The 24,105-nt window shown below is 55.7% G+C and carries 39 protein-coding genes, 1 tRNA gene and 1 pseudogene; 9 read left to right on the plus strand and 32 right to left on the minus strand.

The annotated features are described in order from the left end of the window. The 4 genes from B1757_RS16105 to B1757_RS16185 all read right to left on the minus strand — a co-directional run bounded on the left by B1757_RS16105 (position 1) and on the right by B1757_RS16185 (position 800). Positions 1–138 (minus strand): type II toxin-antitoxin system YafQ family toxin, encoded by a 138-nt coding sequence (locus B1757_RS16105; protein ID WP_216360862.1) that lies wholly within the window; start codon positions 136–138, stop codon positions 1–3. Continuing rightward, positions 78–212 carry a hypothetical protein gene (locus B1757_RS15930; protein WP_301179165.1) on the minus strand — a complete coding sequence of 45 codons (135 nt, stop codon included), beginning with the start codon at positions 210–212 and terminating at the stop codon, positions 78–80. The genes B1757_RS16105 and B1757_RS15930 overlap by 61 nt, the downstream gene beginning before the upstream one ends. 85 nt (positions 213–297) lie before the next feature. Beyond that, positions 298–579 (minus strand): type II toxin-antitoxin system RelB/DinJ family antitoxin, encoded by a 282-nt coding sequence (locus tag B1757_RS10705; RefSeq protein ID WP_101538297.1) that lies wholly within the window; start codon positions 577–579, stop codon positions 298–300. 38 nt (positions 580–617) lie between these two features. Next, the gene (locus B1757_RS16185) at positions 618–800 is read right to left on the minus strand and encodes an HVO_A0114 family putative DNA-binding protein (RefSeq protein WP_438263623.1); all 183 of its coding nucleotides are present in this window, start codon (positions 798–800) and stop codon (positions 618–620) included. Positions 801–951: 151 nt separating this feature from the next. On the opposite strand from B1757_RS16185, the gene B1757_RS10715 reads away from it, so the two are divergent. Together B1757_RS10715 and B1757_RS10720 are read left to right on the plus strand one after the other, a co-directional pair. Then, complete coding sequence (locus tag B1757_RS10715; protein ID WP_101538298.1) at positions 952–1,209, plus strand: FitA-like ribbon-helix-helix domain-containing protein; 258 nt, start codon at positions 952–954, stop codon at positions 1,207–1,209. Further along, complete coding sequence (locus tag B1757_RS10720; RefSeq protein WP_101538299.1) at positions 1,206–1,658, plus strand: type II toxin-antitoxin system VapC family toxin; 453 nt, start codon at positions 1,206–1,208, stop codon at positions 1,656–1,658. Before B1757_RS10715 ends, B1757_RS10720 begins: the two co-directional genes overlap by 4 nt. A gap of 162 nt (positions 1,659–1,820) precedes the next feature. Here the strand turns inward: B1757_RS10720 and B1757_RS16190 are convergent. The 19 genes and pseudogenes from B1757_RS16190 to B1757_RS10800 all read right to left on the minus strand — a co-directional run. Then, positions 1,821–1,928, minus strand: a pseudogene (locus B1757_RS16190) (hypothetical protein); the annotation flags it as partial. 42 nt (positions 1,929–1,970) lie between these two features. Then, a complete protein-coding gene (locus B1757_RS10725) occupies positions 1,971–3,200 on the minus strand; it encodes a glycosyltransferase (protein WP_101538300.1) in 1,230 nt (409 codons plus the stop codon). A gap of 1 nt (position 3,201) precedes the next feature. Next, complete coding sequence (locus B1757_RS16110) at positions 3,202–3,510, minus strand: hypothetical protein (protein WP_101538301.1); 309 nt, start codon at positions 3,508–3,510, stop codon at positions 3,202–3,204. Next, complete coding sequence (locus B1757_RS10735; RefSeq protein ID WP_172437683.1) at positions 3,507–3,995, minus strand: class I SAM-dependent methyltransferase; 489 nt, start codon at positions 3,993–3,995, stop codon at positions 3,507–3,509. Before B1757_RS10735 ends, B1757_RS16110 begins: the two co-directional genes overlap by 4 nt. A 16-nt stretch (positions 3,996–4,011) precedes the next feature. Continuing rightward, on the minus strand, positions 4,012–5,478 hold the full coding sequence (locus B1757_RS10740) for a flippase (protein WP_101538303.1): 1,467 nt from the start codon (positions 5,476–5,478) through the stop codon (positions 4,012–4,014). A gap of 118 nt (positions 5,479–5,596) precedes the next feature. After that, the gene (locus B1757_RS10745; protein ID WP_101538304.1) at positions 5,597–6,163 is read right to left on the minus strand and encodes a Uma2 family endonuclease; all 567 of its coding nucleotides are present in this window, start codon (positions 6,161–6,163) and stop codon (positions 5,597–5,599) included. After that, positions 6,156–6,515, minus strand: coding sequence for a toxin-antitoxin system HicB family antitoxin (locus B1757_RS10750; protein WP_101538383.1), 360 nt, complete (start codon positions 6,513–6,515; stop codon positions 6,156–6,158). The genes B1757_RS10745 and B1757_RS10750 overlap by 8 nt, the downstream gene beginning before the upstream one ends. Before the next feature lie 25 nt (positions 6,516–6,540). Continuing rightward, the gene (locus tag B1757_RS10755) at positions 6,541–6,678 is read right to left on the minus strand and encodes a hypothetical protein (RefSeq protein WP_216360859.1); all 138 of its coding nucleotides are present in this window, start codon (positions 6,676–6,678) and stop codon (positions 6,541–6,543) included. Positions 6,679–6,682: 4 nt separating this feature from the next. Continuing rightward, on the minus strand, positions 6,683–7,204 hold the full coding sequence (locus B1757_RS10760) for a hypothetical protein (RefSeq protein WP_101538305.1): 522 nt from the start codon (positions 7,202–7,204) through the stop codon (positions 6,683–6,685). Continuing rightward, positions 7,201–7,503 carry a nucleotidyltransferase domain-containing protein gene (locus tag B1757_RS10765; RefSeq protein WP_101538306.1) on the minus strand — a complete coding sequence of 101 codons (303 nt, stop codon included), beginning with the start codon at positions 7,501–7,503 and terminating at the stop codon, positions 7,201–7,203. Before B1757_RS10765 ends, B1757_RS10760 begins: the two co-directional genes overlap by 4 nt. Positions 7,504–7,507: 4 nt before the next feature. Further along, a complete protein-coding gene (locus tag B1757_RS10770) occupies positions 7,508–8,023 on the minus strand; it encodes a hypothetical protein (RefSeq protein WP_101538307.1) in 516 nt (171 codons plus the stop codon). Then, positions 8,020–8,313 carry a nucleotidyltransferase family protein gene (locus tag B1757_RS10775; protein WP_101538308.1) on the minus strand — a complete coding sequence of 98 codons (294 nt, stop codon included), beginning with the start codon at positions 8,311–8,313 and terminating at the stop codon, positions 8,020–8,022. Before B1757_RS10775 ends, B1757_RS10770 begins: the two co-directional genes overlap by 4 nt. Positions 8,314–8,318: 5 nt before the next feature. Then, entirely contained in the window at positions 8,319–8,807 is a 489-nt protein-coding gene (locus tag B1757_RS10780) for a hypothetical protein (protein ID WP_101538309.1), read from the minus strand. Beyond that, positions 8,804–9,103, minus strand: coding sequence for a nucleotidyltransferase domain-containing protein (locus B1757_RS10785; protein ID WP_101538310.1), 300 nt, complete (start codon positions 9,101–9,103; stop codon positions 8,804–8,806). The genes B1757_RS10780 and B1757_RS10785 overlap by 4 nt, the downstream gene beginning before the upstream one ends. A 14-nt stretch (positions 9,104–9,117) precedes the next feature. Further along, positions 9,118–9,264 carry a hypothetical protein gene (locus tag B1757_RS15160; protein ID WP_216360860.1) on the minus strand — a complete coding sequence of 49 codons (147 nt, stop codon included), beginning with the start codon at positions 9,262–9,264 and terminating at the stop codon, positions 9,118–9,120. Between the two features lie 78 nt (positions 9,265–9,342). Then, positions 9,343–9,828, minus strand: coding sequence for a hypothetical protein (locus tag B1757_RS10790; protein ID WP_101538311.1), 486 nt, complete (start codon positions 9,826–9,828; stop codon positions 9,343–9,345). Continuing rightward, positions 9,825–10,124 carry a nucleotidyltransferase domain-containing protein gene (locus B1757_RS10795; RefSeq protein WP_101538312.1) on the minus strand — a complete coding sequence of 100 codons (300 nt, stop codon included), beginning with the start codon at positions 10,122–10,124 and terminating at the stop codon, positions 9,825–9,827. The genes B1757_RS10790 and B1757_RS10795 overlap by 4 nt, the downstream gene beginning before the upstream one ends. Before the next feature lie 5 nt (positions 10,125–10,129). Further along, positions 10,130–10,321, minus strand: coding sequence for a hypothetical protein (locus B1757_RS15165; RefSeq protein ID WP_143484249.1), 192 nt, complete (start codon positions 10,319–10,321; stop codon positions 10,130–10,132). 18 nt (positions 10,322–10,339) lie between these two features. After that, positions 10,340–10,909, minus strand: coding sequence for a Uma2 family endonuclease (locus B1757_RS10800; RefSeq protein WP_101538313.1), 570 nt, complete (start codon positions 10,907–10,909; stop codon positions 10,340–10,342). A gap of 199 nt (positions 10,910–11,108) precedes the next feature. Between B1757_RS10800 and thiS the strand changes: the two genes are divergently transcribed. From thiS to B1757_RS10825, 5 genes are read left to right on the plus strand one after another with little or no spacing between them, the layout of a single operon-like run. Next, positions 11,109–11,309: a sulfur carrier protein ThiS gene (gene thiS, locus B1757_RS10805; RefSeq protein WP_101538314.1), complete on the plus strand. Its 201-nt coding sequence runs from the start codon at positions 11,109–11,111 to the stop codon at positions 11,307–11,309. 45 nt (positions 11,310–11,354) lie between these two features. Next, positions 11,355–12,137 (plus strand): thiazole synthase, encoded by a 783-nt coding sequence (locus tag B1757_RS10810; protein ID WP_101538384.1) that lies wholly within the window; start codon positions 11,355–11,357, stop codon positions 12,135–12,137. Next, entirely contained in the window at positions 12,118–12,708 is a 591-nt protein-coding gene (locus tag B1757_RS10815) for a hypothetical protein (RefSeq protein ID WP_101538315.1), read from the plus strand. Before B1757_RS10810 ends, B1757_RS10815 begins: the two co-directional genes overlap by 20 nt. 6 nt (positions 12,709–12,714) lie before the next feature. Further along, positions 12,715–14,109 (plus strand): UDP-N-acetylmuramate:L-alanyl-gamma-D-glutamyl-meso-diaminopimelate ligase, encoded by a 1,395-nt coding sequence (mpl, locus tag B1757_RS10820; protein ID WP_101538316.1) that lies wholly within the window; start codon positions 12,715–12,717, stop codon positions 14,107–14,109. Continuing rightward, complete coding sequence (locus B1757_RS10825; protein ID WP_101538317.1) at positions 14,106–14,732, plus strand: flavin prenyltransferase UbiX; 627 nt, start codon at positions 14,106–14,108, stop codon at positions 14,730–14,732. The genes mpl and B1757_RS10825 overlap by 4 nt, the downstream gene beginning before the upstream one ends. Here the strand turns inward: B1757_RS10825 and B1757_RS10830 are convergent. Further along, positions 14,710–15,516, minus strand: a complete 807-nt coding sequence (locus B1757_RS10830; protein ID WP_101538318.1) for an ABC transporter ATP-binding protein — start codon at positions 15,514–15,516, stop codon at positions 14,710–14,712. The genes B1757_RS10825 and B1757_RS10830 overlap by 23 nt on opposite strands. Beyond that, positions 15,516–16,622, minus strand: coding sequence for an ABC transporter permease (locus B1757_RS10835; RefSeq protein ID WP_101538319.1), 1,107 nt, complete (start codon positions 16,620–16,622; stop codon positions 15,516–15,518). The genes B1757_RS10830 and B1757_RS10835 overlap by 1 nt, the downstream gene beginning before the upstream one ends. 71 nt (positions 16,623–16,693) lie before the next feature. Here B1757_RS10835 and B1757_RS10840 point away from each other — a divergent pair, with 71 nt between their 5' ends. Then, a complete protein-coding gene (locus B1757_RS10840) occupies positions 16,694–17,200 on the plus strand; it encodes an LEA/WHy family protein (RefSeq protein WP_101538320.1) in 507 nt (168 codons plus the stop codon). Here the strand turns inward: B1757_RS10840 and B1757_RS10845 are convergent. The 7 genes from B1757_RS10845 to B1757_RS10875 all read right to left on the minus strand — a co-directional run bounded on the left by B1757_RS10845 (position 17,139) and on the right by B1757_RS10875 (position 23,839). Beyond that, positions 17,139–17,921: an endonuclease/exonuclease/phosphatase family protein gene (locus tag B1757_RS10845; RefSeq protein WP_101538321.1), complete on the minus strand. Its 783-nt coding sequence runs from the start codon at positions 17,919–17,921 to the stop codon at positions 17,139–17,141. The two genes, B1757_RS10840 and B1757_RS10845, sit on opposite strands and share 62 nt — an antisense overlap. Beyond that, a complete protein-coding gene (locus tag B1757_RS10850; RefSeq protein ID WP_101538322.1) occupies positions 17,914–18,279 on the minus strand; it encodes a hypothetical protein in 366 nt (121 codons plus the stop codon). Before B1757_RS10850 ends, B1757_RS10845 begins: the two co-directional genes overlap by 8 nt. Beyond that, positions 18,276–19,034: a HesA/MoeB/ThiF family protein gene (locus B1757_RS10855; RefSeq protein ID WP_101538323.1), complete on the minus strand. Its 759-nt coding sequence runs from the start codon at positions 19,032–19,034 to the stop codon at positions 18,276–18,278. Before B1757_RS10855 ends, B1757_RS10850 begins: the two co-directional genes overlap by 4 nt. Then, complete coding sequence (locus tag B1757_RS10860; protein ID WP_101538324.1) at positions 19,027–19,470, minus strand: hypothetical protein; 444 nt, start codon at positions 19,468–19,470, stop codon at positions 19,027–19,029. Before B1757_RS10860 ends, B1757_RS10855 begins: the two co-directional genes overlap by 8 nt. Positions 19,471–19,495: 25 nt before the next feature. Further along, a complete protein-coding gene (locus B1757_RS10865) occupies positions 19,496–20,596 on the minus strand; it encodes a lipocalin-like domain-containing protein (RefSeq protein WP_101538385.1) in 1,101 nt (366 codons plus the stop codon). A gap of 64 nt (positions 20,597–20,660) precedes the next feature. Continuing rightward, entirely contained in the window at positions 20,661–23,168 is a 2,508-nt protein-coding gene (locus B1757_RS10870) for an ABC transporter permease (RefSeq protein ID WP_101538325.1), read from the minus strand. Further along, complete coding sequence (locus B1757_RS10875) at positions 23,165–23,839, minus strand: ABC transporter ATP-binding protein (protein ID WP_101538326.1); 675 nt, start codon at positions 23,837–23,839, stop codon at positions 23,165–23,167. Before B1757_RS10875 ends, B1757_RS10870 begins: the two co-directional genes overlap by 4 nt. A gap of 164 nt (positions 23,840–24,003) precedes the next feature. On the opposite strand from B1757_RS10875, the gene B1757_RS10880 reads away from it, so the two are divergent. After that, positions 24,004–24,096: transfer RNA gene (locus B1757_RS10880), tRNA-Ser, on the plus strand. The last annotated feature ends 9 nt before the right edge of the window (positions 24,097–24,105 follow it).

Genomic DNA, 24,105 nt, shown 5'->3' on the forward strand with positions numbered 1-24,105 from the left:
TCAAAACAGCTCAGAATGGGTACCGCAACGTACGAATACCACTAATCCGCTCTTGCTGGAGTCATCGAGCCTGTAGATTAGCAGGAAGTCTCCGCCAATGTGGCACTCACGATGGCCTGCCCAATCGCCCGCCAGCAGGTGATTGAGCCATTCAGGCGGAGAGGTCTGTCATTGGCGATGAGTAGCGTCATGGCCTTTTTCAGGCGGTTCATGTCGTACCGGCCGGAGTGGGACAGGCGCTGCCAGTCTTTGAGGAAGTTCTTTGTATAATCTGACGCGCGGGGCAGACTTGTCCGTTTACTTGCGGCTGGCTTCTTCGAGGTCATTCAGCAGGGTATCGGCGTTCGCGAAGCGGGCGCGACGGCTCTTGATAATTTGGTCGGCCTCTGCGATGGCAACGAGACTGGTGGCATTCGGCGCTTTGATAGCGAAAGGCATTTCCTTTTCGGCGACAACGCGGGTCAGGAACACGCGGATTGCATCGGATACGCTTAGACCCATCGAGGCCAGCGTTTCCGCAGCCTGCGCCTTGATGTTCTCGTCCACGCGAACGTGAATCATGGTGGTGGTAGCAGTCATGTCATCCTCCTTTTTGGCTGAATGAGATACATTGTATCTCACGCCATCCTCCGTTTCAAAATAATTTGAGGGGGGTTGCTCGAAAACCTTCTCTCCTGGTATTGCTTCGTCTTGCGGCCTGTGGCTTCGGCCAGAGCGGATATTGACTGTGGCTTCGTCTCCATGATGACCTTTAACAATGCGCGATTCTCATCCCTCAGCACTTCGGCGAGTGATTTCATGAAGGTGAACTAGACCTTGGGTTCTCCAGGTTTGGGTCTGTACTCGCCACGCGCAACCGCCAGCACCCGTGTTCGGAGTGGATTTTAATTGCGTTTTGGTATCATTTTCATACAATGGGTGCGTTGATAGATTTTTATGGAGATATATCAAATGGCAAATGTGAATGTCAGAAATCTGCCCGATGAGGTACATCGGGCCATCCGAATCCAGGCCGCCCATCATGGTCGCAGCACCGAGGCGGAAATCCGCGACATCCTGGAGCGGGCGGCTAAGCCGGAGGGGCGCGTGAAGCTTGGCTCGTTTCTGGCCTCTATCGCTCGCGAGGCGAGCGGTTTAACAGATGAAGAAGCCGCCATCTTCGAGAGCGCGCGCATCAAGACCCCAGCCCGAGCAGCGAACTTTGAATGATTCTACTCGATACCAACGTCATTTCGGAGCCGCAGCGCCCGGCTCCGAATACCCATGTCCTTAAATGGCTCGACGCGCAAGCGCTGGAAACACTTTACCTGTCTGCGATCACGGTAGCCGAGTTGCGTGCGGGTATCGCGCTGATATCGGCCGGAAAGCGTCGGGACAGCCTGCATGAAAATTTGGAAAAGCGCTTATTACCGATGTTCGCCAACCGGGTATTGTCGTTCGATATGGCTTGCACGAAAGCCTATGCTGAGCTGCTGGCCAAGTCCCGCGCTATCGGCTTGGCGATAGAAACGGCCGACGCCTTCATTGCAGCCGTCGCCCTCGCCAACGGCTTCACCGTTGCCACCCGCGACACCAGTCCTTATGAAGCTGCCGGGGTGAACGTCATCAATCCATGGGAGGCAAAGCAATCACCCGGGGTACGAAACCCCCGGCTTTAGCCGTGGGTAGGCTCAGGGCATCCTTTATCACACATGGAGCTGCGCGTCGGGTCCAGGTAACAACGCCAGACGCCCAAAGCGGTTCGTGAGCAGATCGATAAGCGTTCAGCGAACCCACCCAGCGAGTAGTTGCTGATCAGGCTAGTGCCGGATTTTTCCAGTCTGTCTCATCCCGCTGCAGGGGGTGACGCGGGAAATAGGTACACCGACCCACTGATATTGGGACTCCTGCCGATAAAGGGGCGGATGATCCACATGTTTGGCGGTCAAACTAAAGCTCCCGGCTTTGTCGGGAGATATTTACTCATTGTGCTAATCAGGTTTTGATTTTAGATAATTAATATCATTTATTATTTTTAAAGCTGAACTTTCACCAAAATACTCACTTAATATGGGTATGTTATTAACATGATCCCGATTGATGGTTAATTCATTGATGATCGCGGCGGCAAATTGCTCAGGAGTGTCTGCAATTATAAACAGATTTTTTATTTTCTCAGGCAATCCTAACAAGCTGTTTGAGCGGGCTATCATAGGTCTACCATGCTTGGCCATTTCTATATTTTTCAACTGTATTCCACCAGCGGATTCTACAGGATTTAAATATATTTGCCCATTTGAAAGTGCCAAAGAAGAGTCAGGAGGGTTTTCGTATAGTTTTATTTGTCCGTGTTTTGATATTTCGTGTATCAATTTTTTTGGGGGGTTTGATCCAGATATGATCAGGTTGACGCTACTACGTGTTTTCCAAACTATAGGCATTACTTTTGTGATAAGCCACATTATTCCGTTGACATTGTTTAAGGTATTAAGATTGCCCATAAATGAAAGGTTGAATTCTGGGGTTTCATTTATTAGGATTTCTTCATTTAGGTCTATGAAGGGAAGTATTGTTTTTCCTTTTTGATCGCCAAGGCGTTTAAAAAAATTGCAATCATTATCAGATATGTAATAATTAATATATGAATTATTGATGATTTTTAACTCAAAGGATTTTAAATGAAGGCAGCTAATTAAATTTACTATCTTTGCTCTTATGCTTTTTGCGTATCTGCCTTGGTTCTTGATATAAAGAAACTCAATATTGTGCGACCTATAAAATATCGGTGCTTTAGTTTTTTTATGAAGATGAAAAGCTAGAAGGGCACCATACCAGCCATGTAGAAATATAATATCAGGATCAAATCTTATCGTTTCTTCGGATATGGTAACTAATTGGTTTTTTTGGGGCCATCGAATGTTGGCAAACCATGGGTTTTGGAGTAAGAGGTGTGCTCGCTTTAATCTAAATAAAAACTTCCTTGATAGTTTAATAAGATGATGTATTTCGCAAACGGACAGGATGATGTTGTTATTATTAATGTTAAGCTCCTTGTCGTCCCATGAAATCATTTGTATTCGAGCGCCTGCTTTTGATAAAAGTACCAAACTATTCCACATATCAAGTTTTCCTCCATGAATAGGAGGGTATGGTGTATTATGGCACAAGACTAAGATTTTTACCTGAGAAATCTCTGTGTTTATGCTGTAATCAGTATTCATGTTAACTCTTCATCGCTATGATTGCATATACTAAATATGCTCTTGAGATATCGTTTCGCTCATCAAGTGAATAGGCTAACGGGCCAGTATAAATTATTTTAACCTCCTTAAATCCAACCCACTGTAATAGAAATACCAAATATTCCTGAGTGATTGGGCGCACATGGGTTGGGTCTGTGTAGAACGCATTAAATGCAAATTTGTTTTTTGGGTTGATGGTTTCAATGAGAATAATCCCGTCTTTTGTGAGTGAGTTGTATATTCCTTTTAGTAAATTTAAAATGTCATCGCTCGGTATGTGTTCAATCACCTCAATAAGTGAAACGCCTGAAAACTGTGTTGAATTGTTGCAAAAAACTCTAAAGCATTTGCCCTGATAACATTAATGTTATTATTTTGAGCCCTTACTACCTCTTGTTCATTTTCATCGATTCCAATAGCTTGTATTCCATTGGAAGTTAAAAAACTTAAAAATTCACCTGCACCGCAGCCAACATCGACAAAAATTTTTTTTGTGTTTCTTGGGATATGTGGTAGATATGTCTCATATTGCTGATGTAATCCGTTTTCATAACCATCTTCCCATATTTCACTAAAATAGCTATAGAACTGCTCTTTGCTTCGCTCTGGATCTGGTGGATGGCCAATGCGTGAGATAGCGCGATCCAAAAAAGGCTCTGCTAGGATAGTGGAGGTAAAAGGGAGAGGAAAGCTGCTCCTCCCCAGTAATGCTGCTAGCCATTTAACTGGTATAAAGAAAGGGGTCTTTCGCAAAATATATTTAATTTTTTTCATGTATTCAATCATCTATTCATGAGTGTTTTGATATGATGGAGGTTCTTTTCCAGAAGGATAAATTAATGCGTTGTGCCTCTGGTAGCAGGTAATATGAGATGCCTAGTGAAACTGCAAGAACCATAACTCCTGTTAAAATATAAATAGTGACTGTTAGCGATGAGGAAGCTATGATTGTGGCGGAGATAATAGGCGTCAATGTCAGGCTAGTTGCCCGTCCGAAAGTTTTGATGGTGCGGGTGGCTATAAAGCAAAAAACTGCATCTGCTCCGCTCCGCAGCGCCCAAGCTACTGCGGCACCGACAATTCCTTGCCAAGCGATGAGTGTCCATAAGATAAGTAAAAATGGCAGAAGCTCTGCAAGATAGAACTTAGTCATGAGGTCCGGTCTCCCTCGAGCAGGCATGTAGGTATAGGGTATTAATGAGGGCCCATTAATCCATATTCCTAGTAACAAAATGATGGCTACTGGAGTCATCTTCGCCGCCAAAGTTGCGCCAATCCAGAGTGTAAGAAATGGGTGTATGACCAGTATGGCAAGGACGATAAAGGGGGTCTGTAAGGCTGCGAGGGCCGTGACTGCCTGATGCAAGAGTTCTTTGGCATCTTCCTCTTTTGCTTGCGAGAACCGTGGGAAGAGGGTGGTGCTAAGGGCATAAGGCAGGTAGCTGAGGCGCTGGGTAAGATTGAAAGGAACGGTGTAAGCGGTGACTGCAATGGCACCAAGACGGCTACCAATGATCAGTCTATCAATGATAGTAAGCAACGGGATAACGGCACCGGAAACGCTTACCCAGCCACCGAATCGTAACAGAGGTCCGATTTCAGCACGATGCAGGGTAGGCCAACCCGCAAAGGGCAATCTGAGCGCGGTCAACCAGAACATGACCAACACTCCTGTTAAACGTCCGGCTAGAGCCGCTGCAATGAGGGCGGCGATACTGCCATGATCCAGGGCAACACTGAGTAGAGGGAAAGTCTGTAGGCTGATGACGCCGACGATCTGGCTCGCATTGAGGGAAAAAAATGCCTGACGGGCTTCGAGAGTGCCAGCAAGGACGGAGATTACGGCAATGAGAGGAACGATGGCAGCAAGCCACGGGATGGCCTTTTGGGCTTCGCTGCGCAACGCCGCAGGAATCTGAAAAATATCGGCAAAGAGCCAGTGACCGAGAAAATAAAGAATGATTCCTCCCAGCGCACCCATGCCTGCGCTGATAAGAAACGCGGTCCAGAAAGTCCGGTTGCGTTCTTCACTGCTTTCCTGCCGGGCGATCCGCTGAGCTACAGCCCGACCCAGCCCGAGGTCAAAGGCGCCGAAATAGCCAAGCAAGGTAAAGGCAAGGAGCAAGACTCCATAGCGAATTTCACCGATCCAGCGCAGATATAGGGGTACAGTGGCTAATGAAACTAAAGTTGGTATCACTAAACCTGCAAGATTGATGAATGTGGAGCGGGCGATGCGCGGGTGAGGGGTAGTCATGACCAGGTCTTGGAAGTTATTTTATCAAGGACTAATAGATTATCCGCTTCCAAGTGGAAACTTTCTGAATGCCGCCGGTAGATGATACCGGTATGTTTAGCGCTAATACGCATGACCTTCAATCCACCCACAGCCCAGAAAGATCAAGAGTAACAGCGGCAAAGGGATCAATGGCGACCTGATCATCCCCTGCCCAGGTTCCCAGCAGCAGCCAGTGACCATCCTGATTGATATAAGCCTCCAGAGTGCGTATGTCGGGATCAATTAGCCAGCAGTGCGCGACTCCTGCGGCAGCATAGCGCGGCAGCTTGAGGGCTCGATCAGGGCAGGCGGTAGCGGGGGAGAGCACTTCGCAGACCCAATCGGGGGCCATTTCGAACCAGGCCGTCTTGGGGAGGGCAGGCATCCGCTCCCGACGCCATCCGGCCAGGTCGGGGACGAAAATATCTGCACCCAGGTGCAGCTCGGGTTCATCCAGAATCCACCAGCCACCGGGGCCACCCGCGCCTTGGTCAAAGGGACTGCCGACCTTGTTGCCTAAGGCCGAAGAAGCGCGGACATGGCCTGGGGCGGGTCGAGGGTGGGTGTGTAGCTGTCCGTCAATAATCTCCCCTACCATGTTTTCAGGCAGGTTGAAAAGATCTTCATAGCGCGCAAGGCGTTCTGTTTTCAAGCGGCTATACATGGTGCTCCCGCCTCCCCAGACCTTCCGCAAGGAAGGTCAACACCAGGCTATTGAGGGAGACCCCCTCAGCTTTGGCTCGCGTTGTCAGTTGCGCGTGGATCGTTTTGGGCACGCGGGCGACAAACTTGCCTGACGCCACGCCGCCGCTGTTAGGTGCGGGGACCGGAAAACCTTTTGCCTCCAGTGCGGTGATCGTGGCCACAAGGGCATCATGGCCGTTGGAGATGGCTTCCTCAACGGTTTCACCGTCAGAAATGCACTCGGAAAAATCCGGATAAGAGATGAGATAGCCACCGCCCTCTGCTTCGGACAGTGGGCGAATTTCGAAGGGATACTCGTCAAGATTTTTCATGGGTATGATAGTGTTACGTGTAATATCATATGTCAACATCGATACCCCCGCCCCGCTTGCTGTCATCCACCCGCGAACCAATAAACCAAACCCGCGCCTCGGGGCCGAAGCTTTCCTCGGCGGACTGGCGGATGAGGGCGACTTGCTCGGAGCTGAGGCGCATGGGGTTATTCCTTACCCGTTAAGATCATGAGCTCAGGTTTCCAGCCGGGAATGCGCGTTGCGCGGTGCTGGAGTTCGATATAGGTGGCTTGCAGTACCGGGATGAAGTGGTGGGCTCGCTCTAGACTGGCCAGCATGACTTCTGGACCCGGCAGGTATTCGTGTACCAATCGGTTACGGAGGGCGCGCATCTCCATCCAGTCCTGGGCTTGCTCGATGATGCCCAGTGCTTCGGCACGATTAAGATGATCAATGACGCTGCCAGTGGGTTCGAGGACAGCCTGGAGATATGTCGGTAAAGCCTTACCCATGAGGGTATCCTGCATCCGTCCGAACTTGGCGCCAAAGGATTCCAGCCGGTCGATACCCTCGGGCGTGGTGAGAATGCTGTCGAGCCAGGCATCGTCGAGTCGGCTATGATCGTCGAAAAGGCGGCGGGTAACCCCTTGAAGCAGCGTGTCCTCCCGCTCCAGGGTGACCAGGATCAGAGCGAGGCGTTGGAGAACGTCGCTGGGTATGCGAATCATGTAAGAGGGATCCCTGTGCGGCGGGCGATCTGGTGGATGGCTTGGGGGGTGCTGTCTGCGGCCCGGATGACAATATCTATGCGTTGTTCTCCCAATCGGCGTTGCAGCAGGCTCCAGAACTTCAATTGTTGATCAAGGGCATCTGCGCTGGGTTGGGGGCTCTCTATATAGAGGTCGATATCCCCGCCCCGCTTGCTGTCATCCACCCGCGATCCAAAAAGCCAGACGCGGGCCTCGGGGCCGAAGCTTTCTGCGGCGGCCTGGCGGATGATGGCGACTTGCTCGGGGCTGAGGCGCATGTGGTTACTCGGTATCCGGCATGGTTTCGGCGGATGCTGCTGAGCGGTCCATGCCGGAGAGCAATCCATATTTTTGGCACACGCCTGCAAACTTCTCGACGATAGCAATCAGGACATCCATGTTGTCGTACAGTGCATTGAGGTATCTGACTGCTGCCTGTGCGTCCAGATCATAGTCGTGGGTCAGTTGATTCCTCAGCGTGCGCAGCTCCAGCCAGACTTCCGGGCTGGTAATGATGCCCTCGTGTGCCATCCAGGTGATGACGTCGAAAAAGGTCCGGTACCGCTCACCCAGCATGGTGTGGGCGTGGCGCAGGGCGCCGGCAAGCTGATCTTGCAACTTGGCGAAGCGGTCGTTGAGCGCGGCCAGTCGCTCGGCGGCTTCCGGGTCGTCGAGGTCGGTGGCGGTAATCGGCCAGCGCAGCCGACTGGCGGAAAAGCGTAAACCGTCTCGCAGGCGTCGCAGCACCGCGAGCTGGCGCCCCAGAAGTGCCTGTTGTTCTTGATAGAGCGTGGTCATGTCAGGCGTATCCCTGTCATTCGGGCGATGTTGGCAATCGGTCCCGCTTGGTGGCCCGGCGTTTGGACCACGAGATCGGTAGGCAAGCGCAGTGCGTATTCTATGCGTGCCTGGGTACGCAGCAGGGCCTGTACCGGCAGATCCTGGTCATTTTCGACAAACAGGTCGACATCGCCGCCAAGCTTGTCATCATCCACCCGCGAACCAAACAGCCAGACGCGGGCCTCGGGGCCGAAGCTTTCTTCGGCGGCCTGACAGATGATGGCGACTTGCTCGGGGCTGAGGCGCATGGGGTTCAAGACCAGGAAATGAGGCCGCGCTTGGCCAGGTCATTCAACAAGGCGTGGGCGGCGTCGGTAAGGATGTGAAGATGCGCGTGAGCGGTCTGCAGAGCGTTCGCGAGCACCATGGGGTCTTCTATATAGTCGTGGATCATCTGGTTGCGGAGTTGCCGTAGAGTGAGCCAGAGATCGGCAGAATCGATGAGGCCCAGCCGTTCTGCCCGATCCAGATTGTCGGTCATGGTGGCGGGATCTTCGCCCACGGCGCTGCGCCATGCCGGGAGGAGTTTGTCACCCACCGTATCCTGCAGGCGCCCGAAGCGGCTGACAAAAGCGTCCACCATTTCCGCGAGCTCGGGGTTGTCCTCAAGACTGCGTGCATTTTCCACCGTGAAGCCGGAGACAAAAAGACGTTGATCGGTGCTTCGCAAATGCAGGGTTTCGCGATCGACCACCCGTGCCAGAAATTGGAGGCGCTCCTGCAACTTGCGGGGGATGCTCATAAAAGCAGACCTTCGCTCTTGGCAATATCGTGGATGGGAAGGTGACGGAGATTGGGTGCAAGGAGCAGGACATCGACCTTGCGTCCGTGCATCCTTCGCTGCAAGCGAGCGGATAGGTTGGCGGCGAGAAAGGCGGGAGCGTCGATAGGGCTGCCTGATTCCACCATAATATCCACGTCGCCGCCCCGCTTGCTGTCATCCACCCGCGAACCAAACAGCCAGACGCGGGCCCCGGGGCCGAAGCTTTCTGCGGTGGCTTGGCGGATGATGGCGACTTGCTCGGGGCTGAGGCGCATAATTTTTAGTCCACCTATAGCCCGGCGAGGGCGAGGGTGCCAGCATGGCCAGACGTCGGTCGGAGATGGGTATGTAACTGGCCGTCAATAATCTCCCCCACCACATTTTCAGGCAGGTCGAAAAGGTCTTCATAGTGCGCAAGGCGTTCGGCGGCAGTCATGGGACTAGCGTAGGAGGTGCCGAGGGATGCTGTCAATGTTTTGGGTGACATCGCTTGTGAGTGAGATGCACTCAGAAATCATGCGGTTAAGTCCGGGAAATGCTGTTCGATTTTCCGGGAAAGCGCCTCCAGAATTTCCAGCGCTCTTTGAGAAGCGTTGAGCGCCATTTGCAGTCGGGCGAAACGTTCCGCGACGGTATCAGGGTAATCATGGGGGAATTCATTGCGAATGCGGCGAAGATCCGACCATTCGTCGGCTGACGGCAGCCAGCCGAGTTGTTCCAGGCGGTTGAGACGATCCGCAACGGACATTGTGGCGATGTCTTCTTCCATGGCCCGCAGTATGGCGGGCAGGAGCCTTGCACCGATGTCGTCTTGCAGGCGGGTGTAGCGATAGGCGAACTGGTCGAGGATGCGCCGGTCCTCCTTGGAAAGATGGGAGATGTCCTGAATCTGGAGGTTCCGCAGTTGCAAATCGGCCAGGGCTTCGCCCAGGATCTGGGCATGGCCCCGACAACTGGCATACGTTTGTTGCAGCGCGAGAATCTCCGGTTTCTGACTCATAACCGGACCCCGGTATGATGGGCGACGCGAACAATGGGTCGCGTGTCGCCGGGATTTTCGATAACGACATCGATCTTACGCTCACCCAAGGTTTTTTCCAGTTTGCCCAAGAAACGGATTTTCGCCATGAGGCCGTTCTCCGCAGACAGCTTGTCCACTTGAATCAGCAGGTCGATATCCCCGCCCCGCTTGCTGTCATCCACCCGCGAACCAAAAAGCCAGATACGGGCCTCAGGACCGAAGCTTTCCTGGGCGGCCTGACGGATGATGGCGACTTGCTCGGGGCTGAGGCGCATGTGGTTCAGTCCATCCACAGTCCTGCGAGGGCGAGGGTGCCAGCATAGCCAGGCGTCGGCCGGAGATGGGTATGTAACTGGCCGTCAATAATCTCCCCGACCATATTTTCAGGCAGGTCCAAAAGATCTACATAGCGCGCAAGGCGTTTGGCGGCAGTCATGGGGCTAGCGTAGGAGGGCGGATTGAATGCTGTCAAGCGGGGTGGGGCTGTTCATTACGCACGCTCGGCATCGTAATAAATATCGTCCAGGAATAGATCCATATCCAGGCATTGCAGGTGGATGCTGCCTTCGACGTAGCTTTCATGTTGCCAGCCATCCGTTGTGCGGCGATACAGGTCTAGCTGACGATGGTCCTGGGCTATCAACAGGTATTCTTGCAGGCTTGGCAGACCACCGGTGTAGGCATAGAGCTTCTCGCGCCGGTCGATGCGCTCGGTATTTTCCGACAGGACTTCGATAATCAGGCAGGGTCGGGTGCTGAAATAGGTTTCCCGATCTTCGGGGTCACAACTGAGCAACAAATCAGGATAATAGTAGCTTTCTTCACCGGCTTGCTGGATACGTACTTTCATGTCATTGTTGAAGAGCTGAGAATCGTGCTTTCTGGCCTCGGGACCCAGCAAGAGGGTAAGGGCAGTGACCATCAGCGCATGGCGGCGACTGGCACCAGCCATGGCATAGACATTGCCGGCAACATATTCATGTCGAAGCTCGCCGTCTCGTTCCCCAGCAAGATAGTCATTGACGCTCAATCGGGGATGTGCTGCACCCAAGGGGGTCATGAAAACCTCCATATTACGCAAGACATTCTTCATTATTCATGATGTTAGCCTGAGAGTACAGGATGCAGCTGTCAATACATAGGCTGTGAATGGTTTGCACGCTTTGAATCAAGGTCTGTTGAAAGTCGCAAATGGGTATTCGTGCAAGTAGTGGCCTGCGGGATTGACGCCCCTGCGGGGAGGTTCTAGCATCGCAGGGATGCAAATACAGGTAAATGGTGCGGCCCGCGAGGTGCCGGAGCAAATCACAGTGCTGACCCTGCTGGCTGAACTGGGCTGGGCTGACCGTCGGGTGGCGGTGGAGCGTAACGGCGAAATCGTCCCGCGCAGTACCCATGCCCAGGCCGTCATCGAAGCCGGGGATCGTCTGGAGATCATTCAGGCGGTGGGCGGTGGTTGATGCACCGGCCCGATTATCCTTGTTGAGGTGAAATAAATCATGACGATGCAAAAAGATCCCCTGGTCATCGCGGGGCGGGCGTACCAGTCCAGATTGTTGGTGGGTACGGGCAAGTACAAGGATTTTGCGGAAACTCGGGTGGCAGTGGATGCGGCGGGCGCGGAAATCATTACCGTGGCTCTGCGCCGGGTGAATCTGGGCCAGGACAAGGACGCGCCCAACCTGCTCGATGTCCTGCCCCCGGATCGCTTTACCATTCTGCCCAATACGGCGGGTTGTTATACGGCGGAGGACGCCGTGCGTACCTGTCGTCTGGCCCGCGAGCTGGGCGACTGGAAACTGGTCAAGCTGGAAGTCATCGGTGATCCCCAGACCCTCTACCCCGACATGCGGCAAACCTACGAGGCGGCTAAGGTGCTCATTGCCGAGGGTTTTGAGGTGATGGTGTACAGTGTCGATGATCCGGTGGCCTGCAAAACCTTTGCGGAAATGGGCTGCGTGGCGGTCATGCCTTTGGCGGCACCTATCGGTTCGGGACTGGGTATTCGCAATCCCTATAATTTGCGCATCATTCTGGAGCAGGCGACGGTGCCGATTCTGGTGGATGCCGGGGTGGGTACGGCCTCTGATGTAGCTGTCGCCATGGAACTGGGCTGCGATGGGGTACTCCTGAATACCGCCATCGCCGCCGCCAAAGACCCCATATTGATGGCCGAAGCCATGCGTTTGGGAGTGGATGCCGGACGCAAGGCTTTTCTGGCAGGGCGGATGCCGCGCAAGCTCTATGCCAGTGCCAGCAGCCCGGTGGATGGAACCTTCTTTGAATAGCCAGGACGCGCTGGAAATGGCCCGGAGTGCCGCCCTCGATCAACGCTATCTGGAGCAGGTCGAAACCCTGGTCATGGGTTCTCCTCCGGGGAGTCCCATTCCGGATTACGCCGAAGACTGGGATGAGGCAGAACGCCTGATTGCCCGCCTGGGCGATCAGGGGGTCGGTGTGCGCCTCGAATTCATGTCTGATGAAAAAGGCCAGCGCTGGCATGTGTATATGGACTGGCAGGAAACGATCAGTCATGAGTGGCAGTTGACCGAGGTGGAAGAGGCGACAGCCGCCCAGGCCATTACCCGGGGTGCCCTGGTCTGGTATTTTCAGCAGGAACTGGCTGCCGCCAGCGCCCAGCCCCCCGACGGTTGGGCCTATTTCGAGGTGGTGGAGCGTCTGGGCATGGCCCGGGACATGCTCGCCCGATCCCTCGACGATCATCCGGTGCTGGCCGAAGAAGAGGCGCTCATGAGCCACTATCAGGAGTTGCTTGAAAAATTTACGGCCATGTTTGAACTGGCCAACCAGATGCTCGACCAGCGTTTGGGCGCGCCCTCCCGCAGTACCATGCATTAACTACCCATGCATATTCATGTCCTCGGAATCTGCGGGACTTTTATGGGGGGCATTGCCTTGCTGGCCCGGGCGGCCGGGCATCGGGTAACTGGTTCAGATACCCACACCTATCCCCCCATGAGCGATCTGCTGGCCCGTGAGAGGATTGTGGTGCATGAGGGCTATGACCCCGAGCAGCTGCAGCCTGTCCCGGACCTGGTGATTATCGGCAATGCCCTGTCCCGGGGCAATCCCTGTGTGGAAGCCGTTTTGGATCGGCAAATCCCGTATGATTCCGGTCCCGGCTGGCTGTATAGGGAAATACTGGCCAATCGTTGGGTGCTGGCGGTGGCGGGTACGCACGGAAAAACCACCACCACCTCTATCTTGACCTGGATTTTGCAGGAGGCAGGCCTTAATCCGGGTTTTCTGATTGGCGGCGAAGCCCGCAATTTCGGGGTGTCAGCGCGTCTCACCGATAGTCCTTTTTTCGTGATCGAAGCTGATGAGTACGATACGGCTTTTTTCGATAAGCGCTCCAAATTTGTGCATTATCATCCCCGCACCCTGATCCTGAATAATCTGGAATATGATCATGCCGATATATTTCCAGATCTGGCGGCCATCATCACCCAGTTCCATCATTTGGTCCGCACTGTGCCCGGAACTGGCATACTGCTGGTGAATGCCGCAGCCTCCGCCTTGCAGCAGGTGCTGGACAAGGGCTGCTGGACGCCGGTACTGCGCTTTGCCGGAGGAGAGAGAGACACTGGCGATGCGGACTGGCAGGTGCGCCTGGATAGCGCCGATGGCAGGCGTTTCAGCGTCCTGGAGCAGGGTCAGCTGCGTGGCCGGGTGCAATGGGAGATGGCCGGGGTTTTCAATGCCGAAAATGCTCTGGCGGCCTTGCTGGCCGCCCGCCATGCTGGGGTGCCTTTGGACGTGGGTTGCGATGCCTTGAGCCGTTTTCAGGGCGTGCGCCGGCGTCTGGAGTTGCGTGGTACGGTGGCCGGGGTGGCGGTATATGATGATTTTGCCCATCATCCGACCGCCATTGCTGCTACCATTGCCGCCCTGCGCGGGCGTATGGGTGATGCTGGTCGTTTGATTGCTGTCTTGGAGCCGCGTTCCAACACCATGAAGCTGGGGGTGCATCAGCAGACTCTGGGTGCCAGTCTGGAAGGGGCGGATCAGGCTTTGGTGTTTGCTCCTGGGGATATCGGCTGGGACGTGGCTACAGCCTTGGCGGGGAAGGCGGCGGTATACGCAGACATGGACGCGCTACTGCAAGATCTTGTGCAGAGTCTGCAAGCGGGTGATCAGGTATTGGTGATGAGCAACGGGGCTTTTGCAGGCATTCACGGTCGCATCTTGGCGGGACTGGCGCACCGGGAAGCGGAAATGACGGGAGAATCAGCATGAAAGAACGACGCGCCCAGTACCGGGACCGGATTTGTGTAGCCATGACCGGGGCATCAGGAGCCGCCTATGGTATACGCCTGGTGGAGGTGTTGCTGACTGCCGGGGTGCAGGTGTACCTGCTGATTTCCGACGCGGCCCGGGTGGTCTGCCGGGAGGAGTTGGGGCTGGATTTGCCCGAAAAGCCCGAGGCGGTGGCCCAGTTTCTGCATGCCCATTTTGGCCTGGAAGAGCCCGGTCTGCTGTCTGTGTATGCCCCCCATGACTGGTATGCGCCAGTGGCTTCAGGCTCCAACGCCCCCCGGGCCATGGTGATTTGTCCCTGTTCCGGGGGTACTCTCGCCGCCATAGCCCATGGCTTGTCCGACAACCTGACTGAGCGGGCCGCCGATGTCATGCTCAAGGAAGGGCGCAAACTGGTGCTGGTGCCCAGGGAGAGCCCGGTGTCCACCATTCACCTGGAAAACATGCTGAGTCTGGCGCGGATGGGGGTGCGCATACTGCCTGCCAGTCCGGGTTTTTATCACCGTCCTCAGCGCATTGAAGATCTGGTGGATTTTATGGTGGCGCGGGTGCTGGATCAGATTGGTATCGCCAATCAAATCAGCCAGCGCTGGGGAGACTAGGCAGCTCACCCGAAGCGCGTAGGCTGTTGAGCAGTCTTTCGCCGCGTTCGCCATGAAAAAATGCGCGAATATAGGGGTGATCGACGGCTTGAACTTCACGGAGTGGCCCCACGGTCAGCACCTGATGATCGGCGAGTACCGCTACCCGGCTGGCGGTGGCGGCCAGGCTGTCGAGGTCATGGCTGACCATGACGACGGTAAAGCCAATATCGGCATGGACCTGACGGAGCAGGGCGTCAAAATCCGAGGCGGCAATGGGGTCGAGCCCGGAAGTGGGCTCGTCCAGAAAGAGAATTTCCGCTTCCATGGCCAGGGCCCGGGCCAGCGCTACCCGTTTGATCATGCCTCCCGAGAGTTCTGCCGGGAGTTTCCAGGCATCGCTGGGTTTGAGTCCTACCATCTGTAACTTGAGAGTGACCAGATCATTGATTTCGGTGCGGGTCAGGTGTCCCCATTCGCGCAGGGGAAAGGCAATATTTTCGAAAACCGTCAGGGCGCTGAACAGGGCACCTTGTTGAAAGAGCACCCCCCAGCGCTGACGCAGGGCGGTTTGTGCACGCAGGGTCAGGGTTTGGGGGTTTTCGCCGAGTATGGTCAACTGCCCTTCAGCAATGGGAACCAGCCCCATCATGGCCCGTAATAGGGTGGTTTTGCCGGTGCCGCTACCGCCGACGATGGCAAGAATTTCGCCGCACTGCACCTTGAGATCGAGATGGCGATGTATCCAGTAATCCCCGAAGCGGGTACCGATATTATCCATGATGATGGCGTCGGGACGTTCCATCAGGTGATTCCTGTATTGGCGAATGCCAGCGCCAGAATGGCATCAATGAGAATGACCAAAGTAATGGAAAACACCACCGAATTAGTGGTTTCCCGACTTAGGCTGGTGGTGTTGGGTTGGACTTTCAGGCCATGAAAACCGGCAATCCACGCAATCAGAATCCCGAAAAGAGCCCCTTTGACAATGCCCAGCCACAAATTGAAGCTGGGTACGGCGACGGGCATTTCCTGGATGAAAAAGTGATAACTGATGCCCAGGTTGGCTTTGGCCACCAGCATGGCTCCAAGAATGCCGACCATGTCTGTCCACAGGACCAGCAGGGGGACGACGATGGCGAGGGCGATGACCTTGGGCAGCACCAGACGGCGAATGGGGGGGATGCCAAAGGTGCGCAGGGCATCCAGTTCTTCGGTGACGCGCATGGCCCCAATCTGGGCGGTAAAGGCCGAACCCGAACGCCCGGAAAGAATGATCGCTGTGATCAAGGGACCAAACTCCCGCAAAATACTCAGCCCGGCAATATTGACGATGTAAATGTTGGCGCCATATTGCGCCAACGTCGAGGCCGACTGAAAGGAAATCACAATACCGATCAGAAAGCCGATGAGGGTCAAAATGGGCAGGGAACTGGGGCCGGTGTTGACAATGGTGGCGGAAATTTCCCGCCAGGGAAAACTGCGGGGATGACGCAGACCACGTCCAAATTCCAGAATCAGCGCCCCCATCAGCAGAAAAATGCCCCAGAGGTCACGGCCAGTTTCGATGAGAAAGGCGCCGAGCGCATCCAGAAACTGAAAAGGATGGCGCGGGGGATGGGCCAGGGGCTGCAGATCGGCCAGTCGGGAAAATACCGCCCGATGGTGATCATTCAGTTCCAGTTGTTCGGGCAGGCGATTACCCCACACCTGCCAGAGCAGCAGCGCGCCGGCACTATCCATCGCTTCCACAGCGCGTAAGTCCCAGACCAAATTACCCTGTATATTGCGCAGCATGGCTTGCTGGCGGGCAAAGTTCCCGCCCAGCCGACGCAGAGTCCAGCGTCCACTCAGGGTGATGGTCTGATCCTCAAGCTGCCAGTGAGGTTGTTGCGGTTTTTTTTCGGTCATGCGCGATTTCGGGCTTTTATGGGGTATTCCTTGGGTTATACTCGGTCACGGACATTTTCTGGAGTGGACTGATGGGTATTGTGACACGAAGTAATGCCTTGTCCCAAAGTTTTTGGCGTTGGCCCCTGTTGACGCTGATGGCTTTGCTCTTGTCTGCCTGCAGTGCATTTCCAGCCCACGCTCCGCAGGTACAGTTGGAGAATATTCATCCACAAACGCTGGGTTTGGTTTCTCAGACATTTGTTCTGGATCTGAAAATCAGCAATCCCAACAGTTCGGCGCTGAGCGCCAAGGCGGGTGAGGCACGGCTCTACGTGCAAAACCGGCAGGTAGCTTTTGGTTTGCTGAGCAAACCGGTACATATTCCTGCCTATGGCAGCCGCATGGTTTCTGTCCCGGTCACCGGTAATCTTTTACCCCTGCTGGGCGATCTGGGCAGTGTGGGTAGCCAGCAGGGATTACCTTATGCAGTCAAGGGGTATCTGGTGACGGGAATGCTCAACACGCGGATCCCTTTTAAGGTGACGGGTGCCTTGCATCTGCCCCTGTCTGCGAATGCCAGCGCAGCCGCGCCTTGAGGGCCAGATGATCAGAAAGGGGGGTGCCGATACTTTCGATTTCGGTGAATTCCAGGTCCGGGCTGCAGAAAATATGATCAAAGGAAAAACGTGGTGACCAGCTCGGAAAGGTGGGCGGATTCCAGGGTGGCGCCTGCAGGCCACTTTCAGCCAGCAGCAGGCGGATTTCCGGAGAGCGCGCCGTGCAGTTCAGATCACCCATGAGAATGAGGGAGTGGCGCTGACCCAGGCGCTGGGCCAGATCGCGGATTTGACTGAAGCGAGCATGTCGGCTTAATCCCAAGTGGGTTATGACCACAGTCAGGGGACGTCCGTTGACATCGGTGCGGGTTTCCAGCATGCCCCGGCCTTTCATGAAGCTCGGCAGGGAGTGCGGTTTGCTGTGGGCAATGGGCCAGCGCGACAACACACTGTTGCTGTGCTGGGCCAGCTCGCCAAAATCCCGGGTACGTTGCTGGGCCCAGTAGGGAAACTGGGCGCGTTCGGCCAGAAAACCGGCCTGATTCACATACTGACTGCGAAAAGAGCCGGCATCCACTTCATTCAGACCGGCGATGTCGGCTTCGCGGAGAATCTCGGCAATACGTTCCAGATTGCGCAGACTCTGGCCGTGGGGCATGACATATTTCCAGCCATGCAGAAGCATGTGCCGGGCGCGGTGCGAGCCAATACCGACCTGAATATTGAAGGACATGACGGAAAAATCGTCGCGCTCAGTCATTGTCCAGCACGATGAGGTTTTCCTGCCAGTCCTGTCCGCTGTCCCGGGTATAGGCGCGCAGAACAATCACCCCACGTATGTCGGTAGCCAGCCGGAGCTGATAGGGTGGATCAAGAGGGGATGGGGCGGTTTGCGGCAGGGTCGGGGTGGGATCCTGGGGCGCTGCCGCGTAGCAGGCAAACAGATTTTCGCCCCGGCTGGTCAGCATTTCCAGGGCGCTGACTTGTTGATCACCCTGCGCCGGATACACCGAGCAGGGGCGTCCGTGCAGAGATCCCACCAGGCCTTCGCCCTGACCCGATTGCAGATCACTGAGCAGGGCATTGGCGAGGGTGCGAGGTAGACGGAGAGTACTCATGCGCAGACTTCGCAGGCCGGATCGCGACGCAGTTGTACCTGTCGCCACTGCCAGTGGAGGGCATCCAGCAGCATCAACTGTCCGCTCAGGGGGGAATCATGCCCACTGAGCAGGCGGATGGCCTCAACGGCCTGCATGCTGCCGAGGATGCCCAGTACAGGACCCAGAACGCCGTTACGGGAACAACTGTCTTCCGTGCTGTCGGTACTTTCTTCAGGATAGAGGCAGGCGTAACAGGCCGTATCGGTCTGGCGAAAATCAAAAACGCTGATTTGTCCTTCCCAGCGAATGGCAGCGGCGCTGATCAGTGGCTTACGCGCCGCACGGCAGGCGCGGTTGATGAGATGGCGGCTCTGGAAATTGTCGGTGCAATCCAGCACCAGATCATGGGTCTCCAGAGCGATTCCCAGGGATTCGGCCTGGGCATGCTCGGTCCAGGCACTCACGCGAATCTGGGGATTCAGGGCCAGCAGGCGTTCCCGGGCGACGTTGGCTTTACTGCGGCCTGCATCCTCTTCGCGATAGAGAATCTGGCGTTGCAAGTTGCTGGATTCGATTTGGTCACCATCACAAAGCGTCAGCTGCCCGATCCCTGCTGCAGCCAGATACTGGGCAGCGGGGCATCCCAGTCCGCCCAAGCCGATAATGAGCACCCGGCTGTGCAGCAGTTTTTCCTGACCGGCCAGGTCTATCTCGGGCAGCAGTATCTGACGGGAGTAGCGCAACAGGCTGGCATCATCGAGAGTCTCAGTCATTGTTGAAATCATAGTCGATGTCATTGTCCTCCACCGCCATTCCCGGCACAGCTTGATACGTCCCTTGCTGACGATCCAGGCGGACGTGATAGCGTTCGCGGATGGCGTCCAGCATCCAGAGAATCTCGCTGGGATGTCCGGCGTGGGTACCATGCAAGAGATGGCGCAGATAGAGGGCGTCGGCATCGACTTTGATGAGCAGCGGTAGGGGCAAGTCGAGAGGCAGAACATGCTGGTGCACGACCCATTCGATGGGGGTCGGCGGATGGCTTGGAGCTATACGGGTGTCTATCCGAAAATGCCCGCCGCCACCGGGTTGCTCCAGCAACTCCTTGAAATACTGATCCGGGAACCCGCGATGGACGATGAGCGTACGTCCATTGAAACGCTTCAGAAATTGTTCTTGCAGATGTATAGGCGATATGGAGTTAGGCATATTTCAAGTGTAGCAACGCAAGGCATTATCGGCCACTGTTGGTCTCTCCCAAGGCCAGACGGCCACCATAACCGGTCATCTCCAGATAGCCCTTACCCAGCGTTTTTCCCTGATGGATGGCGCGGACAGCACCTTCCCAGTAGAGGGTGCCGCTGCTATGGCTGGCATTGAATTCCTGGTCATCCATCAACGGCGCGATGGTAAATTTCTGTTTCCCTACCTGAATGCGCCAACGCACCGGATAGCGGATGCCGGTTTGGGGAGAGTGCCACCATCCGGTGGCCTGCATGTGAATCTGGTCGCCATGAAAATACTGCACCTGACCATTGCCCAGACGTTGGGTGGCTGACAGCCAGAGCGGGCTGCCGTCGGCCCGGCGCATCATGAAGACCATCAGTGCGCCACCATGGTCGAGATTGAGCCCCAGCCAGTCCCAGCCGACCGCCGAGGGCGGCAGATAAGCCGCAGACCATTCATGATCCAGCCAGGCTTCGCCTTTGACAGCTTCGGTTTTGCCCTGAATGCGGAGTTGCCCGCTGACTTGCAGGTGCGGGATGCTGTAATAGTAACTGGCATTATGGGGATGGGGACCTTTCTGGCTGATGCCCAGGGGACCTTCCAGCAGGGGCGGCTGTGTCTGGTGGAATTGTAGGGCATAACCCATGTTTTTCCCCTGAATATCGGCGTGGTAGCCATCAGGAGTCTGGCGCAGAAACCAGTGACGAATCCAGACCTGGGTATGGTCGCGGTCAGCTCCGGCCAGCCCCAGTCCGGCCCTGGCAATACGCTGGGCGGTCAGCAGATGACCAACATCCGGATCGCTGATGGCGGCTTCGGCAAATATCAGCTGGTGCGGGTTGAAAGCGCTGGGATTCGCCCAGATCTTGTTGGGCCGCACCCGGAAAAAAGTCAACTGAAAGCCGAGAGGATGCCCTGCACGGTTCGTGAGCCAACCAGTGATATACCACCATTCGATAGGAAAATGTGGGTGACTGCCATAGGCATTGGGAAATTGCAGGGGATGCTGCGGCGTCACTTGCACCTGGGGCGTGGGCTGCAAGGGCAGCACGGCGGGCGGCAGCCCGGCAGCCCGGACCGTCATGGGGCTCAGTAGCAGAAGCGTCATCAGAAGAAACACATGTCCAGTGTTGTGTCCCCTGTTTTGGCGTAAGGATGTCAGCAAATGCAGTTTAGTCATCGCGTATCACCGCCGAGCTGTGGCGCAGAGCTCGGCGTCCGGCGAGGATCATGGTGCCGGTGCTCGCTATCCACAGAATGAGACTGAGCAGTCCCAACAAGGACCAGGGAGGCTGGAAGCCCATGTGCCAATGAAAGGATTCAGGGTTGACCACCATAATCAGGATGATGCTGATGGCGAGGCCCAGAGCGCCGCCGATGACAATACCCGACAGGGAGAGAACACTGCCTTCGGCAAAAAGAATGGTCAGCAGATCGCGCTGCCGCAGGCCAATATGACGGAGCATGGCAAATTCGTTGCGGCGCATCAGCGTTTGCGCGCCAAACCCACTACTTACGCCGAGAAGGCCGATGACCATGGCAACTGCCTCCAGAGCATAGGTCGCGGCAAAACTCTGGTTGAATATCTTCAAACTGCGCTGCCGAATTTCCCGGGGCGTGGCGATCAAGAATTGTCGGGAATCAGGAATTTGCTGATGCAGTTGCGTGAGTGCCGCAGCTATTGACACATGGGGGCGCAACCACAGGGCGACACCATTGACGCCCTGGTCATGGGACCACTGGCGATATTCCTGAATGGGCATGGAAATGGATCCTTCCTGATAGGCATAGTCTCGATAAATACCGGCGATACTGACGCTGCGCTGCTGTCCGCCCAAGGGGATCTGCACCTGCTGACCCAAATGCCAGTGACTAATGCCTGCCAGAATATCCGATATCCATACCGGTGGCGCGCTCAGACTTTTGAGCGGAACAGCGCTGATGATCTGGATTTCCCGTCCGGGATTGTGCAAATTCATGCCACGAGCCAGTAAAGTGACGGGCGGATGGCCGGGCAAAAGATTGATACTCACCCGACGCAGCGGCGAGCATTGACTGACAACCGCAAGCTGGCAGAGAGACTTGGCACTGTCCGCCGGGAGCAGCGCGTCCTTGTTCATCCCTGCCTGCACATACAAATCAGCACGGAGAATATCACCGAGCCAGTTGGCGACAGAATCCCGAAAGGATCCCACCATGATCGCCATGGCCACTACCAGACTGAAGGCAACTACCACCGCCGCCAGGCTTTGCGCTGCCCGCCCCGGAGCCCCGCGTAACTGTTGCAGCGCCAGGCGCCATAAAGTCGCTCCGGGGAGGGGGATGAGATGAATGATCAGGCGGAGTAAGGGGGTCAATAAAAAAAGCAGGGCAAAAAGTAGACAGGCAATGGCGCCGTAAGCCAGGTAGGGAATACCGTGGATGGCAGGTGCCAGTGCCCCCATGAGGGCAAGGAGCAGGAGCAGGAAACCCATATAGGGATGTTGCCGATGTAGGGTGGACTGTTCTTCGGCACCGGCGCGCAGAGCTTGAGCTGGCATGGCCTGACTGGTTTCCCAGGCGGGTAGAAACGCACCGATTAACGCAGCAGTGAGTCCTGCTGTAAAAAACAGCAGCATCAGCAAGGGGTGCCAGTGTAACTGCAGGGCCGATCCGCTGAAATAACCGGCCCCCAGATCACCACCCAGATGCGCCAGCGCCAGCCCGGCGGTGAGTACCCCCAAGGGCAAGCCCAGCAGGGCGCCGGGAATCCCCAACGTCAAACCCTGCAACATGACCGCAAAAATGATTTCCCGGCGGCGCAAACCCAACACCCGTAAAAGGGCGAGCTGTTGCCGCTGGCGTACAACCCCCATCGCCAGGGTGGCATATACCAGAAAGGCGCCGGTAAACAGAGCGACCAGAGAAAGTACCAGCAGATTGACGCGATAGGCTCGGGACGCATCGGCAGCAACCCGCCCCTGTTGGACCGGAGTTTCCAGCAGCGCACCGGGCGGCAGCAGGGGCCGCCATTTTTGTTCAAAGGCAGCATTGCTGATACCCGGTCGCAGTCGCAAGTCGATCTGATTGATCTGATTTCCCCGTCCCCATAACCATTGGACAGCGGCAATATCCATGACGCCTATGGCACCGATGCCGGGGATATCCGGCAGCTCGCCGATGATATGAAGACGGCGTGGGTGACCAGCAGCGTTGACAGTCAACGTGTCGCCCACCTTTAAGCCCAAGGTCCGCATGGCGGAGGGGCTCAGCACCATACTCAGGGGATTCAGGAGTGCCAAGGGGCTATGTAGATGGAGAGGAAGCAATGGCTGTCCCATGCGGACTGCCTGAAAGGCGTCTATCCCCAGAATGTGCAGCGGGGCTTTACGAGCCGGCTGGATGATTGCCGCCTGCAGGTGGATTTCCGGCGCGGCGACAGCCACTCCCGGCGCCATGCTCAGACGGGTATACCAAGAATCGGCGAAGCCTGGTCCGGGAGCACTAAGCGTCAGATCGGCCTGCCCTGCCATGCGCCGCAGACCGGCCGAAAAATCGCTCACGGCCTGCACGTTGATGAGCGCTATGGCCAGACCCAGAGCTACCCCCAAAGCGATTCCCACGATGGCGAGGATGGTTGCGCCGGGACGTTGTCGCAGCGGGCGCCAGACCGCTGCCTGCCAGGGAATGCGCGTGATCACTTTGAATGAAACCCCTGGGCATCAAAACGCAGCAGACGTTGGGCCCGCTGGGCAGCGGCTGGAGAGTGGGTAACCAGCAGGACCGCCGGTCCTTCGTTTTCCAGGGCGGTATAAAGCAGGGTCATGACCGATTCAGCAGACTCTGCATCCAGGCTTCCCGTGGGTTCATCCGCCAGAATCAGGGCAGGGCGATGGACAATCGCCCGAGCCACGGCCACTCTTTGCATTTCCCCCCCCGACAGCTCCCTTGGCCACGCCTGTAGACGGTCAACTATCCCCAATTGTTCGGCAAGCTGCTGAACGCGCAGGGACAACTCCTTGCGCGGCAACCCATTGAGACGCCAGGGCAGAGCGATATTTTCCGCCACGTTCAGTTGCGGGATCAGATGAAATGCCTGAAACACAAAGCCCATTTGCCGACGACGCAGTAGGGTGCGGCTATCGTCATCCAGCGCGTTCAGGTTCTGGTTCTGAAAATGCATTTGGCCTGCATCGGAACGTTCGAGCCCGGCGATAATGTGCAGCAAGGTACTTTTCCCGACCCCGCTTTCTCCCATGATAGCCACAAAATCACCCGAGTAGACTTCCAGGCTGGCGTCTCGAAACAACCACTTATCCGGAGCTCCGGGAAGACGTTTGGCTAAATCCTGTAAAACCAGAAGGGCTGTCACGAGAGCTTTTCTCCAAGGACTGGACGGAAATAGATTAGCATATTGCAATACTACATGTTCAGACGCTCAAAGCTCTGGAAAATTCGTTGTGGGATCCATGGCTGTTCTGGTGGGCTCTTCAGTCTTTGACCTCCACCCGAACAAGGGAGTATTATCTGCCCATCGGAGAGATGGCCGAGCGGCTGAAGGCGCTCCCCTGCTAAGGGAGTATGGGGCTAAACACTCCATCGAGGGTTCGAATCCCTCTCTCTCCGCCACTTCATGTT

It is taken from the genome of Acidithiobacillus marinus (assembly GCF_002847505.1).
GTDB classification, from domain to species: domain Bacteria; phylum Pseudomonadota; class Gammaproteobacteria; order Acidithiobacillales; family Acidithiobacillaceae; genus Acidithiobacillus; species Acidithiobacillus marinus.